This is a genomic window from Arthrobacter sp. TJ-217 (assembly GCF_058269255.1).
The window spans coordinates 418,815-432,622 of sequence record NZ_JBZCNJ010000002.1 but is presented as its reverse complement, the minus strand read 5'-3'; the positions used below and the strand labels follow the sequence as shown (position 1 = coordinate 432,622).

Annotated in this window: 16 protein-coding genes; 2 read left to right on the top strand and 14 right to left on the bottom strand. The window is 67.8% G+C overall.

Translation table 11 applies throughout. The features are described 5' to 3' along the window. Positions 1–95 precede the first annotated feature (95 nt). The 5 genes from AC4D2R_RS05120 to AC4D2R_RS05100 all read right to left on the bottom strand — a co-directional run bounded on the left by AC4D2R_RS05120 (position 96) and on the right by AC4D2R_RS05100 (position 4,267). The gene (locus AC4D2R_RS05120; RefSeq protein WP_490938148.1) at positions 96–1,178 is read right to left on the bottom strand and encodes a YihY/virulence factor BrkB family protein; all 1,083 of its coding nucleotides are present in this window, start codon (positions 1,176–1,178) and stop codon (positions 96–98) included. Next, complete coding sequence (locus tag AC4D2R_RS05115; protein WP_490938146.1) at positions 1,138–1,776, bottom strand: 2'-5' RNA ligase family protein; 639 nt, start codon at positions 1,774–1,776, stop codon at positions 1,138–1,140. The genes AC4D2R_RS05120 and AC4D2R_RS05115 overlap by 41 nt, the downstream gene beginning before the upstream one ends. Positions 1,777–1,779: 3 nt before the next feature. Beyond that, positions 1,780–2,820 (bottom strand): tryptophan--tRNA ligase, encoded by a 1,041-nt coding sequence (gene trpS / locus AC4D2R_RS05110; RefSeq protein WP_490938145.1) that lies wholly within the window; start codon positions 2,818–2,820, stop codon positions 1,780–1,782. 16 nt (positions 2,821–2,836) lie between these two features. Then, positions 2,837–3,670, bottom strand: a complete 834-nt coding sequence (locus AC4D2R_RS05105; protein ID WP_490938143.1) for an exodeoxyribonuclease III — start codon at positions 3,668–3,670, stop codon at positions 2,837–2,839. Positions 3,671–3,772: 102 nt separating this feature from the next. Then, positions 3,773–4,267 carry a hypothetical protein gene (locus tag AC4D2R_RS05100; RefSeq protein WP_490938141.1) on the bottom strand — a complete coding sequence of 165 codons (495 nt, stop codon included), beginning with the start codon at positions 4,265–4,267 and terminating at the stop codon, positions 3,773–3,775. 172 nt (positions 4,268–4,439) lie between these two features. Between AC4D2R_RS05100 and AC4D2R_RS05095 the strand changes: the two genes are divergently transcribed. Both AC4D2R_RS05095 and AC4D2R_RS05090 read left to right on the top strand, forming a co-directional pair. Continuing rightward, a complete protein-coding gene (locus AC4D2R_RS05095) occupies positions 4,440–5,213 on the top strand; it encodes a hypothetical protein (protein ID WP_490938139.1) in 774 nt (257 codons plus the stop codon). A 19-nt stretch (positions 5,214–5,232) separates the two neighbouring features. Further along, positions 5,233–5,973, top strand: coding sequence for a class F sortase (locus tag AC4D2R_RS05090; protein ID WP_490938137.1), 741 nt, complete (start codon positions 5,233–5,235; stop codon positions 5,971–5,973). Positions 5,974–6,018: 45 nt separating this feature from the next. Here the strand turns inward: AC4D2R_RS05090 and AC4D2R_RS05085 are convergent, their stop codons facing one another. From AC4D2R_RS05085 to glyA, 9 genes are all read right to left on the bottom strand, one after another. Next, entirely contained in the window at positions 6,019–6,375 is a 357-nt protein-coding gene (locus tag AC4D2R_RS05085) for a VOC family protein (protein WP_490938135.1), read from the bottom strand. A gap of 66 nt (positions 6,376–6,441) precedes the next feature. Then, positions 6,442–8,067: a DUF5671 domain-containing protein gene (locus AC4D2R_RS05080; RefSeq protein ID WP_490938132.1), complete on the bottom strand. Its 1,626-nt coding sequence runs from the start codon at positions 8,065–8,067 to the stop codon at positions 6,442–6,444. Beyond that, a complete protein-coding gene (locus AC4D2R_RS05075; protein ID WP_490938130.1) occupies positions 8,064–8,525 on the bottom strand; it encodes a hypothetical protein in 462 nt (153 codons plus the stop codon). The genes AC4D2R_RS05080 and AC4D2R_RS05075 overlap by 4 nt, the downstream gene beginning before the upstream one ends. 52 nt (positions 8,526–8,577) lie before the next feature. Beyond that, positions 8,578–9,411, bottom strand: a complete 834-nt coding sequence (locus AC4D2R_RS05070; protein ID WP_490938128.1) for an ABC transporter permease — start codon at positions 9,409–9,411, stop codon at positions 8,578–8,580. Continuing rightward, the gene (locus AC4D2R_RS05065; protein WP_490938126.1) at positions 9,408–10,289 is read right to left on the bottom strand and encodes an ABC transporter permease; all 882 of its coding nucleotides are present in this window, start codon (positions 10,287–10,289) and stop codon (positions 9,408–9,410) included. The genes AC4D2R_RS05070 and AC4D2R_RS05065 overlap by 4 nt, the downstream gene beginning before the upstream one ends. After that, a complete protein-coding gene (locus AC4D2R_RS05060) occupies positions 10,282–11,223 on the bottom strand; it encodes an ABC transporter ATP-binding protein (RefSeq protein WP_490938124.1) in 942 nt (313 codons plus the stop codon). Before AC4D2R_RS05060 ends, AC4D2R_RS05065 begins: the two co-directional genes overlap by 8 nt. A 159-nt stretch (positions 11,224–11,382) precedes the next feature. Then, positions 11,383–12,270: a bifunctional methylenetetrahydrofolate dehydrogenase/methenyltetrahydrofolate cyclohydrolase gene (locus AC4D2R_RS05055; RefSeq protein WP_490938122.1), complete on the bottom strand. Its 888-nt coding sequence runs from the start codon at positions 12,268–12,270 to the stop codon at positions 11,383–11,385. Then, complete coding sequence (locus AC4D2R_RS05050) at positions 12,267–12,431, bottom strand: hypothetical protein (RefSeq protein WP_490902170.1); 165 nt, start codon at positions 12,429–12,431, stop codon at positions 12,267–12,269. The genes AC4D2R_RS05055 and AC4D2R_RS05050 overlap by 4 nt, the downstream gene beginning before the upstream one ends. Beyond that, positions 12,425–13,747, bottom strand: coding sequence for a serine hydroxymethyltransferase (glyA, locus tag AC4D2R_RS05045; protein ID WP_490938120.1), 1,323 nt, complete (start codon positions 13,745–13,747; stop codon positions 12,425–12,427). The genes AC4D2R_RS05050 and glyA overlap by 7 nt, the downstream gene beginning before the upstream one ends. Positions 13,748–13,808 lie beyond the last annotated feature (61 nt).

Below are 13,808 nucleotides of genomic sequence, written 5' to 3'. Positions count from 1 at the left end.
TTTCCCAGCGCCTTCCCCTGCCTTCCCCGCCGCCGGTACGGCCCCCGTGTCCGGCGGCGGTGCCGCTGGCACCCGGCGGCGCCCTGCGTGCGGCGTCAGGCCTCCCGCTGGCCCCTGCGGCTCTTTTGGCGCAGCGTGCCTGCCTTCTCCCGATGGGCCAGGGCCGCCTCGGAGTGCTCGTCGGCCGTTCCGATCGCTCCCCACGCCGCCGCCATCAGGTATACCTGGCTCAGCAGGTAGAACCAGACGAAGAGACCGAGGATCACGGCGAACGGCGCGAGCAGCGGTGAGCTGCCGACGCCGCCAAGCAGCGCCGCACTGAGGGTGCGCAGCACCGTGCTCCCAACACCGGCGAAAAGCGCCGCCTGCAGCAGGACCTTCCGCGGCATGTCGATCGCCGAGGTGGTGTGGAGCAGGATGGCCGCGACGGCGGTGTCGAGGATGAGCATGATGGTGAAGCCCGCGAGCTGCGTCAGCGGGCGTGCCGCCTCGGTGAGCCCCACAAGCTCCAGCGCGAAATCAACCATCGTATTGGCGATGAAGCCGACGCCCGTCGTTACGAGCAGTGCCACGGCGAGGACCAGCAGCACCGCGAGGTCCTTGAGGATGACCTTCATTGCGCTTTCGGTGACCGGGCCCAGGGCGAAGATGCTCCGCATGCCTGCACGGATTCCCGCCATCCACACGAGCGATGAGATGAGCATGACGACCGTGGAAATCACGAGCGCGACGCCGAAGCCCGAACCGGAGAACAACTCCTCCCGGGTTGCCAGCCCGCCCTCGCCGGTGTCGATGAGGCCCGGGGTGGTGGCACCGACCGTCCTAACGATCAGCTCCTGCAGCCGGGTGTCCCCGGCGATGACCAGCCCAAGGATGGAGAACCCCGCAATGAGCATCGCGGCGATGGCGAAGAACATCCGATAGGCGATGCCTGCTGCAAGCAGCGCCCCGCGGCGCAGTGCGTAAAGCTGGAGGGCGCGTATGGGGCGCAGCGCGCTGAGGCGGGCCATCATCACGCCGATCCGGGCTGCGGCAAGGGCAGGGCCCCGCGTGCCTTCACGGGTCAGCCGGCTCAGGTTCTGCCGCGCCTCAAGGGCCTTCAGGACGAGCTTGTCGCGGTCGGCCGGCGAGACCTGGTCAGGTGCCCGCGGTCTCCCAGCCTTCAGGGTCTTGGCCAAAGGTAAGCTCTTCCCTCAGTCTCCACAGGCCGGTCGGCTCGTGCTCGTACAGTCCCATAGTACGTACCGTAAAGGAAGCCTCGAAGGAGTGAAGCCGTTCCATCGCCTCATCCATGCTCGCTTCGCTGACGTCGTGGGCGACGGTGACGTGCGGATGGAAGGGGAACTCGAGGTCCCGCTCGAGGGGGCCCCGCTGGAGGCGTGAGTGAAGCTTCACGCAGGCCTCGAACCCCTCGCGGACACGGAGGAAAACCACGGGCGAAAGCGGGCGGAAGGAGCCGGTTCCGCTGAGGGTGACGGTGAAGGGATCCTGTTTCTTCGCCACCGCGCGGACATGCTCGAGCGTCCACTCCCAGTCCGTGGCGGGGGTTGTCGTGATCAGGGTGATGTGCGGTGGGACGAGGGCTGCCATGGGGTCGCCGAAGGAGGCCCGCCACTGCTCCAGTTCCGACGCGAGCGGCTCCGGGACCGGAAGCGTGACACCCACGCAGCTGGTCCGCTGGCCGGCGGGCCCGGGACGCTCAAGCCGCGCGGCGCTGCGCTGGTCCAGCAGTTCGCTCCCCTGCCGCGTCTGGGGCTCGCTCGTGCGCTGGCGCATGGGCTAGAAAACCCCCGCCCGGACCGGAGCAGGAAGGAAGCCGACCCTCGCGTAAACCGCGGCAAGGGTCTCCGCTGCGGTCTCCCTCGCCTTGGCGGCACCCTTCGCGAGCAACCGGTCGAGTTCGGCCGGATCGTCGAGCAGTTCGGCCGTCCGGGCCTGGATGGGGCCAAGTGCCTCGGCGACCACGTCGGCCAGGTCCACCTTGAGGTGGCCGTACATCCGGCCCTCGTAGTCGGCCTCGAGGGAGGCGATGGAGCGTCCGGTCAGCGCCGAGTAGATCGTCAGCAGGTTCGAGATCCCGGGTTTCTCCTCCCGGTCGAAGGCGATGGCCGTCCCCGCATCGGTGACCGCCGATCGGATGCGCTTCGCCGTGACCTTCGGGTCGTCGAGCAGGTTGATCAGCCCTGCAGCGGACGGCGCCGATTTCGACATCTTGGCCGTCGGGTTCTGCAGGTCGTAGATCTTCGCCGATTCCTTCTGGATGAACGGCTCGGGCACAACGAAGGTGTCTCCGAACCGGGCGTTGAACCGCTGCGCCAGGTCGCGGCTCAGCTCCACGTGCTGGCGCTGGTCCTCCCCCACCGGCACGCCCTGCGGCTTGTAGAGCAGGATGTCGGCGGCCTGGAGGATCGGGTAGGTGAACAGGCCCACGCTCGAAGCGTCGGCGCCCTGTTTGGAGGCCTTGTCCTTGAACTGGGTCATCCGGGACGCTTCACCGAAGCCGGTGATGCAGTTGAGCACCCAGGCGAGCTGGGCGTGCTCGGGTACGTGCGACTGCACGAACAGCGTTGCCTTGTCGACGTCGACGCCTCCGGCGATGTACTGGGCGGCGGTGATCCGGGTGCGCTCGGCGAGCTCCGCGGGATCCTGGGGAACGGTGATCGCGTGAAGGTCGGGGATGAAGAAGACGGCGTCGTACTCCTCCTGCATGCGGACCCAGTGGACGAGGGCGCCAAGGTAGTTGCCGAGATGGAGCGACCCGGCCGAAGGCTGCATCCCGGAGAGGATGCGCCGGCGGCCGGTGGGTGGGTTCGACGTCATGTGCTGATTCCTGTTTCTAAAGCCGGTAGTCCACTACCAGTGGAGCGTGGTCCGAAAAGCGCGTATCCCAGGACGGCGCCCGGTCAACGACCGCCCCTTCCGCCAGCGCGGCAAGGGCCTGTGAGGCCAGGTGGTAGTCGATGCGCCATCCGGCGTCGTTGTCGAATGCCTTCCCCCGCCAGGACCACCACGTGTACGGTCCGTCAACGTCGCCGGCCAATGCGCGCTGTACGTCGACGAATCCGACGTCCTCGCCGAAGAACCGGTCGAAATACTCCCGCTCCTCCGGAAGGAACCCTGCCTTCTTGAGGTTGCCCTTCCAGTTGCGGATGTCCCGGGGGGTGTGCCCCACGTTGAGGTCCCCCACCACCAGTGCGTGGTCGGATTCCTTGCGGAGCTGGGGCAGCCGGGCCTCCATTGTGTCGAGGAACCGGTATTTGTCATCCTGCTTGGGCGTGCCGGCCTCTCCGGAGTGGACGTAGGCACTGACAACGGTCAACGCGGTGCCGTTGACGAGGAAATCCGCCTCGACCCACCGACCGGAGGTTTCGAAGTAGCTGTCACCGATCGATTCCCGGGTGGCGACGGGCGCGATCCGCGAGGCGATTGCCACTCCGGCGCGGCCCTTGGCCTCCGCCTCGGCGTGTTGGATATGCCAGGAATCCCCGAGCAGTTCACGAACGACGGCGTCGGGTGCCCGGACCTCCTGGAGGCAGAGGATGTCGATGTCCCGCCCTTGGAGCCACTGGTCCAAGCCGCGCTTGTAAGCGGCGCGGATTCCGTTGACATTGACCGAGGCAATCCGCAGGGGTTTCGTCGAAAGATCGGAAGGCAGACTCACTCGATCCACCTTACCCCGAGGGCATTCCCGAAGCATGCCGGCCGGGCCGCTCCCGCCCGGCCGCCCGTGGCCGCCGGGTTCCTTGTCGACAGGGCCCTGATCGACCGGCGCCTAATCGACAATTGTGCCTTCGACGGGCCCCTCGCTGCCGTCCTTCATCATGGAGCGGGCGTTGTGTGAGGTGATCTCGATCGTTTCGAGTGCGCGGTCGACCATTCCCTCGTCCTTGCCGAGGTATTCGCGGACCACACCCACCTGGACCTGGACGATCTTGAAGCTGTGGTCGAGTTTCGCGTTGCGCACGTTTGTTGCTTCATCGGAGCCGCCTGCGCGCTGCCCACGGGCACCGGTGAAGGTTTCCTGCGCCTCGGCGAGCCGCGCGGATGCCTTCCGCGCGGCCGAGCGGAGGGTGAAGACCACGAAGCTGAAGACGAGCAGCCACCCCAAAGACACAAGAACGACAAGCCACCCCACGACGTCGTTCTCGTTTGCCGCGAACACAACGGCAACGAGGAAGACGACAAGCATGACCGCCATCCCCGTGCTTCCGATCCGCATGCTCATTCCCCGGCTGGCGGGCTTGCCTGTGCTTCCCAAAGACTGCATTCCCCTATTGTTCCAAAGAACCGGGCCCGCCTCCCGCCTTCCACCACCGGCGAACGCCGCAAATCTTTTCAATACTTTCAATCCTTCACCCATCCGTGACCCAACTCACGCCGAATAGCCTGCATGCGCCGCCCTTACGGCGCTCACCATTCGCACTATGGAGGAGTTCCCGATGAACAAGAAGATGCGCCTATTGGCAGTCCCGGCCCTCGCACTTGGAGCGGTGGCCATGGCGGGTTCGCCCGCCGCTGCAGCCGACGGTTCCTACTCGTCGACCCTCGGCCAGCTGAACGGCACAACGGGCACCGGCACCATCACCGTCGATGTCACCGGCAACACTGCCATGGTCAATCTCCAGGTCTCCGGACTTGCCGAGACGTTCATGGACGGACCCTACCCGCACGTCCAGCACATCCACGGCGGCGCCAAGGGCGTCTGCCCCACCCCCGAGGCCGACGCCAACGGTGACGGCATCATCAACACCAGCGAGGGCGCCCCGGGCTACGGCGGAATCCTCACGACCCTGAGCACCAGCGGCGCCACCACCCCTGCGGAAGGCCTCAACCTGGCCCTTGGCGGCCAGGGTGGAAGCTACTCGATCGAGCGCTCGATCGAACTGGATGCAGACACGAAGGCAGCACTTGAGGCCGGAACCGCAGTCGTCGTCGTGCACGGCCTCGACCCCGCAACCGCAACCGGCTCCGAGGAAGCGTTCAATTCGCCCAGCGACCTGAACCCTGATCTTCCCCTCGGCGCCACCTCACCGGCACTGTGCGGCACGCTCGTTGCCTCACAGATGGGAGCGATGCCTGACGGCGGAGCCGACACCGGTGTTGAGCAGGGTACCGGAAACAACCTGGGCATGATCGCCCTGGGTGGCGGCCTGGTCCTCGCCGCAGCCGCCGGCGGAACCTACGCCGTCCGCCGCCGCAACGACAACGCGTAAGACAGACACCGCGTTCGTCATGAGTAATCCAACCGGCCGCCGCTGGAGCCTCGCAGCTCCGGCGGTGGCCGCGCTCTTGGTGCTCACCGGGTGCGGCGGCTCCGGTTCGCCCGGATCCGCTGGCGTGTCGGACCCGCCGGCGGCATCTTCCCCAGCCCCGTCGGGTTCGGCAGCCGACGCCCCGGCGTCATCAGCGCCCCCGGCCCGTCCTTCCGCTTCACCCACCGCTCCGCCTCCGACAAAGCCGGCACCCAAACCCAAAGCCAAGGCGACAACAAAGCCCACCGAGGATTCCCCTGCGGTGCTTGCGGCTTCCCAGCCCGTCTCCCTTGATATCCCGAAGATCGGCACTGCCACGAACCTGCTTGCGTTGGGCCTGCGCGGCAACGGAACCCTCGAGGTGCCGCCCGACGGACCGGGCGCCCCTGCGAGCTGGTTCAACCAGTCACCCACCCCCGGCGAGCGCGGCCCGTCGGTGATGCTCGGCCACGTCAATGCCACGGACGGCGGCAAGGGCGTCTTTGCCGACCTCCGCGCGCTCAAACCCGGCGACCGCATCAAGGTTGCCCGCAAGGACGGCAGCACCGCCGAGTTCGAGGTCACCCGAGGCGAGAGCTACGCAAAGGACGCCTTCCCCACGCTGAAGGTCTACGGCAACACCAAGGGTTCGGAACTGCGCCTGATCACCTGCGACGGCTACGACCCCGCCACCGGCGAGTTCGACGACAACTATGTCGTCTATGCCCGGCTGGTTCCCTGATCCGCTCAATTCCTAAGCCGGGGTGTGGATTGCCTTGGCGCAGTCCTAGCTTGTGACGAGGCAGAACGGGTGCCCCGCCGGATCGAAGTACACCCGGAAGGTGTCCGTTCCCGAGCGCGCGTTGACCGCGCCCAAGGCCAGGACCTGTTCTTCGGCGTCGTCGAGGTCCTCGACGAGCACGTCGAGGTGCGCCTGCTGCGGGACGTCCTGCCCTGGCCAGTCGGGCGGCGTGTAGTTCTCAACACGCTGGAAGGCGAGGGCGGGCCGGTCGGGGGCATCCCCGATGGTGATCCAGTCGTCGTTTTCATCGACCCGGACCATGCCCAGCAGGCTCTGGTAGAAGGTGGCGAGCTGCTCCGCGTCGGGGCAGTCGAGGACGGTTGCTTGCCAGGATCCAATCATGGGTTCAAGTATGCGCGGGCACCCACTGCTGCGGTAGGCCCGGCGGCATTGCCCCCCATCCCGGTCTCATCCGGCCAGGGGGACGACGTCGATCCCGGTTCCGATCACCACGAGCACACGCTCGGCGCTGACGCCGTCGAGGGCGCGCGTGAGCGCCTCGGCGGACGGCACCGCCGTTGACGGGCCGGAATCCGCGCGCTGCCACACAGTGACGCTGGCGCCGGTGAGCGAGCCGATCAGCGGAACGAGCGGTCCGGGATCGGAACCGGTCACAAGGATCACCTGCCCGATGGTGCGGGCGCGGAGCGGTCCCGGCGCCACGGCCCGGTCGTGCCGCCACACGCTGAAGTGGTAGGCGGCCGTGCCTCCCGTTGCCAGCAGCAGGCCAAACGGTGCACGCACCCGTTCGAGCAGCGCTCCCCCGCCCACGTCGGCAAGCAGGAATTCGAAGATCACATACCCGAGGACAAGCAGCGTGATCAGCGCAATGACGGCGCTCAGCCCGAAGACGGCAACGAGGTAGAGCCGGCGCCGCGCCCGCTCGGCGTCAGCCGGTTCCCCGGTGGGACGCCAGGCCACCCACCAGACGGGGCCTCCCACGGCAAGGGAGCTGATTCCCCCGAGCAGGAGGGTACGGGGGTCCGCCCCGACAACGGGCGAGGCGAGCGCCGCGAGGAGCGCATTGACGATGACTCCGACGCCGGAGGCCGCCGCGGCAAGTGCCACGCCCGAGGTCACAAGCCTGCCCGCCAGGCGGGTTCCCTCCGAACGCAGCGCGGCTGCACGCAGGTGGTAGAGCCACACCGCAGAACCGACGGAGGCAGCGGCAAGGGCAGGCCCGAGGGGGTCGAGGAGCTCGGGCAGCGCGTCGGTACGGTCGAAGGCGAGCCGAAGGAGCACAAACAGCAGGACCCCCAGGCCGCCGAGGGTGAGGATCCCCGTCCCCAAGACGCCGACGAGGACGAGTGCCACGTTCGAGAATTTCGTGCGCAGGCCGCGGCCGTCGTCGTGCTTCCAGTGCCACAGCCAGAGGGCCGCGCCGCCGGCCGCCCACACGAGCAGTGAGAGGGCAACCCGCCACCACGGCGCTCCGAGGGTGTCCTCACCGGCAAGCCCGCCGATGGCTTCGTCGAAAAGGGTGCCCAGCGCCGAAACGGCGGCACCAACGCCCACGACGAGTCCGAGAACGTAGCCGATAACAACGGGAACGCCGTGGAACCGAAGGGGGCCCTTGGCGGGGTGGCGCGACATCCAGCGGTGCCAGAGGAGGACCCCCGTCCACACGAGGCCCTGCGCCAGGCCCCGGGCCCACTCCTGCGTTTCCCCTCCGACAAGGGCAGAGGCTGTGCCGACCACCGAGGTGAACGCGGCAAGAAGCGAAACGGCGTACACCCCGGCCACGTAGAGGCCCCAGGCAAGGGAGGACCGCTCGGTGCCGATGCGCCTCCATACCGCCCACCACAGCAGGGCCGCCAGCGGGCCGCCGACGAGCGTGAAGGCCAGCGAGCGGGCCAGGCCCGCCGCATCCCCGGAGACCAGCACATCACCGGCGTCGAAGAGCCGCCAGAGCAGCCCGCTGATCCCGTTGGCGGCGATCATCACCAGTGCAAAAAGGAGCGTGTAGACGATCAGCCGGCGCAGGGAAGGCTGGGCGGAACCGAGGTCCGGGGCGTGCGCGGTGCTGGTGCTCATTCCTCCGCCGATCCCCCGACGCACACGCGCAGCCGCCATGGGGCGGTGTCGATCAGCCAGGTATCCCCGACCTTGCTGAGCTCGAACGTCTCCTCGCTTTCATATTCGGAGGATCCGAAAGGACCACCGGGTTGGAAGCTGACGACCGACACCGTCACCTCCGCAGTGCTGCCCCTGTCCCGCGTTGAAACGAGGCTGACCCTGAGGTTGTCCTCGGCCGGGTGTTCCTCCTCCCGGCACGGTTCCGAGGTGTCGCTGAGCTGGGCGGCCGCGGCCTGTTCATCACCGTCGATCACCGCCGCCGCATAGCGTTGGACGACGCCCTCCGGGGTGGAGGCGTCGCGCAGCACCGGGGCCGGACGGAAGAAGACAACGGCGAGCGCGGTGACAACCAAGAGTCCAAGGACGGCGAGAAGAACGGGAAGGGCGCGGTTCGCCTTGGCCGGCGGGGGTTTCATGTGCAAAGTATGCATCACCGCGCAGTTTTCGGCCCGGCGCCTGGCCCTGCCGCTATTTCAGGAAGAGTTTGCGCAGCCGTCCGGTGGTCAGCACCACTCCCACGACGATCATCGCCGCGTAGTAGAGAACGTGGACGGCGGTGGCCGGCGTGAAGACGCCGGCGCTGACCTGCCGCAGCAGCTCCACCCCGTGCCAGAGCGGGAGGGCCTGGATGAACCATTGGATCGCCTGCGGGTAGACGCTCAACGGGTAGAAGGTCGCCGAGAACAGGAACATCGGAAGCATCACGAAGTTGACCCACTCCATCTGCTGGAAGGTCTTCATGAAGCTCGTGATCGCCATGCCGAAGGCAGCGAACCCGAAGGCGATCAGGACGGACGCGGGAATCATCAGCATTGCCCACGGCGTGGTGATCAGCCCCATCAGGCCCATCACCGCCGTGAATCCCGTGGCGTAGAGCGCCCCGCGCAGCAGGGCGAGGAAAATCTCGCCGATTGCGACGTCGAGGGGTCCAAGCGAAGTGGAGAGCATTCCCTGGTAGAGCTTGGCGAAGTTCATCTTGAAGAAGACGTTCCAGGTGCTGTCATAGACGGCGCCGTTCATCGCCGAGACCGCAAGCAGGGCCGGGGCGATGTACGCCGCGTAGCTGATCTCCTGGCCGCCGGGGCCGGTCACGGTTCCCACGAGCGCGCCAAGGCCCACTCCCATCGACAACAGGTAGAGCACCGGTTCGAAGAAGCCCGAGACCATGACCATCCAGTTGCTGCTCTTTGTGGCGCGCAGCCCGCGGGCGATGACGGCGCGGGCATTGCGGGAGTAGAGGGCGCCGAAGGCGCGCCCGGTCGCGGTGAGCTGGTAGTCCTCGATGGAGAGCTGGTTCGTCATGTGCCGAGCCTCCGGGCGAAGATCCGCCGTGCGAGGCGCCAGCCGAACACGGTGAGCGCTGCGAGGAAGATCAGGTGAACGGCGGCGAGGGCCGGCGGCAGGTCGTACCCGTAGGTGAGCGCGCGTCCAAGTTGGGTTCCGTGCCACAGGGGCGAGATCCACCCGATCCAGCGCAGCAGCAGCGGAAGGGTCTCAAGCGGGAAGAAGGTCCCGGAGAACAGGAACAGCGGGGTGACGATGAAGCGCATCACGAGGGCGAACTGGCCCTTGTCCTCCGTGAGGCTTGCCGCATAGGCCATGAGGGGAATCCCGAACGCGAGCCCGCTGAGCACGGCGACCGGGACGGCGAGCCAGCCCCACGGCGACGGCGAGGCCCCGAAGAGCGCGACGATGGCGAAGTAGATGACCGACATCACGAGCAGCCGCAGCGTCACGGCGATGATGTGGCCGTTGACGATCTGGTCGGTTCCGAGCGGCGAGGCGTGCGGGCCGTAGTAGACGCGGCGCCACTTGAAGCCGTCCATCACCGGGTAGGTGAATTCGTTCGTGGCTGCCATCAGGGCGGCCGAGGCAAGCAGTGCGGGCGCGAGGAAAGCGAGGTAGCTCACGCCGCCGAAGGTTTCCGTGCCCGTGCTGTCAACGAGGCTGGCCAGGCCGACGCCCATCGCGAAGAGGTACATCACCGGGGTGCCAACGCTTGAGGCGAGGATGGTCCACCGGTAGCGGTTCATCACCCGCAGGACGTGTTCGGCGTAGTACCAGGAGCCGAAGGCACGTGCACGGGCGGCCGAGACCGCCGGAGCGTGGGCCCGGAGGACGGGCGGATGCGGGGTGCCGGTCGGGGCAGCAGGGCGGGCGCCGGCGCGGGGCTCAGTCAATGAGGCTCCTTCCGGTCAGGCGCAGGAACACGTCCTCGAGGGAGGACCGGCGCACCAGCGAGGTGATGGGGTGCAGCCCCCGGGCGGTGACCTGCTCAAGGGCGGCTTCGCCGTCGGAGGCATAGATCAGCACCCGGTCCGGAAGGGACTCGAGGCGTTCGCCGATTCCCTGCAGCTCGGCCGCCACCGTCGTATTGCGTTCGGAACCGAACCGCAGTTCGAGCACCTCGCGGGTGGAGTGCTCCTTGATGAGGGAGGCCGGCGATCCCTCGGCCATGATCCGGCCTTTGTCGACCACAACCAGCCGGTCGCACAGCTGCTCCGCCTCGTCCATGTAGTGGGTTGTGAGGATCAGGGTGACCCCCGATTCCTTGAGCCGGAACAACCGGTCCCAGAGGACGTGGCGGGCCTGCGGGTCAAGGCCCGTTGTCGGTTCGTCGAGGAGGAGGATCTTGGGCTCGTTGATGAGCGAACGCGCAATGGTCAGCCGGCGCTTCATGCCGCCGGACAGCGAGTCGACCTTCGCCGAGGCCTTGTCGGTGAGCTGGGCGAACTCAAGCAGTTCGTCGGCCTTGGGCTTCAGGTAGCTCATGGGCAACCCGAAGTAGCGGCCGTAAACGATGAGGTTGTCGCGGACCCGCAGTTCCTCGTCGAGGTTGTCCTGCTGCGGCACGACACCAAGGTGGGCGCGCACCTCCGGACCGTGCTCCTCGGGGTCGAGGCCCATGATGCTCAGCTGCCCGGACGTCCGCTGGGAGACGCCGCCGATCATCCGCATGGTGGTCGACTTCCCCGCGCCGTTCGGGCCGAGCAGGCCGAAGGCCTCCCCCGCCGGGACGTCGAAGGAGATTCCGTCAACGGCCTTGGATGAGCCGTAGTGCTTGCTGAGGCCGCGCGCGGCAATAACGGGCTCGGCGGTGAGGTTGGGAGGCACCAGCCCAGCCTAGGCCAGAAAAGTCATTGGGACTAGCCAATCCGGGCAATTAGAGGTCGGCCGACGACCCGCGGCGGCGACCCGACGGCGGGCGCACCACAAAACGACAATCGCACCGGATTTTTCCGGTGCGATTGTCGTTTTGGAATGCGTTTGCGGTTACAGGCGGCGCTCGGCGGCGTCGACGACGTTGGCCAGCAGCATCGCCCGGGTCATGGGCCCGACGCCGCCGGGGTTGGGCGACAGCCAGCCGGCGACCTGATCCGCGGCCGGCTCGACGTCGCCGCGCAGGACCGCCTTGCCCGTCTCCGGGTCCTCGACCCGGGTGACCCCGACGTCGAGCACGATGGCTCCGGGCTTCAGCTGCGCGGCCTTGATGATTCCGGGGAAGCCCGCGGCGGCCACGACGACGTCGGCCCGCCCGAGGTGGTCCTCGAGCTCAACGGTGCCCGTGTGCGCAAGGGTCACCGTGGCATTGACCTGCTTGCGGGTGAGCAGGAGCCCCAGGGGCCGGCCGACGGTGACGCCGCGGCCGACCACCAGGACGTTGCGCCCCGCCAGTTCGATACCGTGGCGCCGCAGCAGCTCGATGATGCCGTTGGGCGTGCACGGCAGCGGCGAGGCCATGGGCGCTCCGACATTGAGCACCAGCCGGCCCAGGTTCGTCGGGTGCAGGCCGTCGGCGTCCTTGTCGGGGTCGATCCGCTCAAGGATGCGGTTCGTGTCGATGTGCTTTGGCAGGGGGAGCTGGACGATGTACCCGGTGGTTTCGTCGTCGGCGTTGAGCCCGTCGATGACCGCCTCAAGCTTCTCCTGCGTGATGGTCTCGGGCAGGTCCCTGCGGATCGAACGGATGCCGATTTGGGCACAGTCGCGGTGCTTCCCCGCCACATAGGATTTGCTGGCCGGGTCCTCCCCGACGAGGACGGTGCCGAGCCCGGGCTGCACGCCGCGAGCGGCCAGCGCGCGGACCCGCACGGCGAGCTCGTCCTTGATCGCGGCGGCAGTGGCCTTGCCGTCGAGGACGCGGGCGGTGGTGGTGCTCATGAACGTTCTCCGGTCGTTTCAGGGGTCTCGATCAGTTCAAGAAGGAACGCCTTGCCGCGGGCGCAGCACCCGGTGAAGCAGCATTCCGCAGTGGGGATGTCGTACTCGGTCGACGCCGCCGCCCGTGAGGCGGCGGCGCCGGCTGGGAGTTCTTCTACCATTCCTCGTGGCCGGGGTACAGCGGGAAACCCGCTGCAAGGGCCGTTACCCGGGCCCGCAGCGCCGCGACGTTGGGGGCGGGCTTCAGCGCCGCCGCAATGATTTCGGCGACCTCGGCGAACTCCTTTGCACCGAAGCCCCGGGTGGCAAGGGCCGGGGTGCCGATCCGCAGACCGGAGGTGACCATCGGCGGGCGGGGGTCGAAGGGTACGGCGTTGCGGTTGACCGTGATGCCCACCGAGTGGAGCAGGTCTTCGGCCTGCTTCCCGTCAAGGGCCGAGTTGCGCAGGTCGACGAGCACGAGGTGGACGTCAGTGCCGCCGGTGAGGACCGATACACCGTTCTCGGCGACGTCGGCCCCGGTGAGGCGCTCGGCGATCAGCCGCGCGCCCTCGAGGACGCGTTCCTGGCGTTCGCGGAATTCCTCCGAGCCGGCAACCTTGAACGCCGTGGCCTTCGCCGCGATGACGTGCATCAGCGGCCCGCCCTGCTGGCCGGGGAACACGGCGGAGTTGATCTTCTTCGCCCAGTCCTGCTTCGCCAGGATGACGCCCGAACGGGGGCCGGCGAGCGTCTTGTGGACGGTCGAGGTGACAACGTCGGAGTGCGGCACCGGGCTTGGGTGAAGTCCAGCCGCCACGAGGCCCGCGAAGTGGGCCATATCGGTCCAGAGCAGCGCTCCGGTCTCATCGGCGATCGAGCGGAATGCTTCGAAGTCGAGATGGCGCGGGTAGGCCGACCAGCCGGCAATGAGCACGTCGGGCTTCTCGGCGAGCGCCTGGGTGCGGACGCGGTCCATGTCGAGCCGGTGGGTGTCCTCTTCGACACCGTAGGCGGCGACCTCGTAGAGCTTGCCCGAGAAGTTCAGCTTCATGCCATGGGTGAGGTGCCCGCCGTGGGCCAGGGACAGGCCCATGATCTTGTCGCCGGGCTTGATCATCGCGGCAAGGGCGGCGGCGTTGGCCTGGGCCCCCGAGTGCGGCTGCACGTTGGCATACTCGGCGCCGAAGAGGGCCTTCACCCGTTCGATGGCGAGGTTCTCGGCGACGTCGACGTGCTCGCAGCCGCCGTAGTAGCGGCGCCCTGGGTAGCCCTCGGCGTACTTGTTGGTCAGGACGGAGCCCTGCGCTTCGAGGACCGCGCGCGGAGCGAAGTTCTCGGAGGCGATCATCTCGAGGGTGTCCCGCTGGCGGGCGAGTTCGTCGCGGAGTACCGCGGCGATCTCGGGGTCCACCTCGGAGAGGGGCGCGTTGGTAACGGAGTCGGTTGCAGGCAGAGGCGAAGCGGTCACAGGAGGTCCTTCGGTGTGGAGGTACATCTTCAGGTCAGGCTACCCGCCGCGAGGAGCCCAGCCCACCCGGGCAGGCTCCGGCACCAGC

What these genes read in the sequence shown, in the direction of transcription:
- AC4D2R_RS05115 (WP_490938146.1), bottom strand. Translation starts at nt 1,776, where the DNA reads ATGCGCCAGCGCACGAGCGAGCCCCAGACGCGGCAGGGGAGCGAACTG.
- trpS (WP_490938145.1), bottom strand. Translation starts at nt 2,820, where the DNA reads ATGACGTCGAACCCACCCACCGGCCGCCGGCGCATCCTCTCCGGGATG.
- AC4D2R_RS05100 (WP_490938141.1), bottom strand. Translation starts at nt 4,267, where the DNA reads ATGCAGTCTTTGGGAAGCACAGGCAAGCCCGCCAGCCGGGGAATGAGC.
- AC4D2R_RS05095 (WP_490938139.1), top strand. Translation starts at nt 4,440, where the DNA reads ATGAACAAGAAGATGCGCCTATTGGCAGTCCCGGCCCTCGCACTTGGA.
- AC4D2R_RS05090 (WP_490938137.1), top strand. Translation starts at nt 5,233, where the DNA reads ATGAGTAATCCAACCGGCCGCCGCTGGAGCCTCGCAGCTCCGGCGGTG.
- AC4D2R_RS05085 (WP_490938135.1), bottom strand. Translation starts at nt 6,375, where the DNA reads ATGATTGGATCCTGGCAAGCAACCGTCCTCGACTGCCCCGACGCGGAG.
- AC4D2R_RS05080 (WP_490938132.1), bottom strand. Translation starts at nt 8,067, where the DNA reads ATGAGCACCAGCACCGCGCACGCCCCGGACCTCGGTTCCGCCCAGCCT.
- AC4D2R_RS05075 (WP_490938130.1), bottom strand. Translation starts at nt 8,525, where the DNA reads ATGAAACCCCCGCCGGCCAAGGCGAACCGCGCCCTTCCCGTTCTTCTC.
- AC4D2R_RS05070 (WP_490938128.1), bottom strand. Translation starts at nt 9,411, where the DNA reads ATGACGAACCAGCTCTCCATCGAGGACTACCAGCTCACCGCGACCGGG.
- AC4D2R_RS05055 (WP_490938122.1), bottom strand. Translation starts at nt 12,270, where the DNA reads ATGAGCACCACCACCGCCCGCGTCCTCGACGGCAAGGCCACTGCCGCC.
- AC4D2R_RS05050 (WP_490902170.1), bottom strand. Translation starts at nt 12,431, where the DNA reads ATGGTAGAAGAACTCCCAGCCGGCGCCGCCGCCTCACGGGCGGCGGCG.
- glyA (WP_490938120.1), bottom strand. Translation starts at nt 13,747, where the DNA reads ATGTACCTCCACACCGAAGGACCTCCTGTGACCGCTTCGCCTCTGCCT.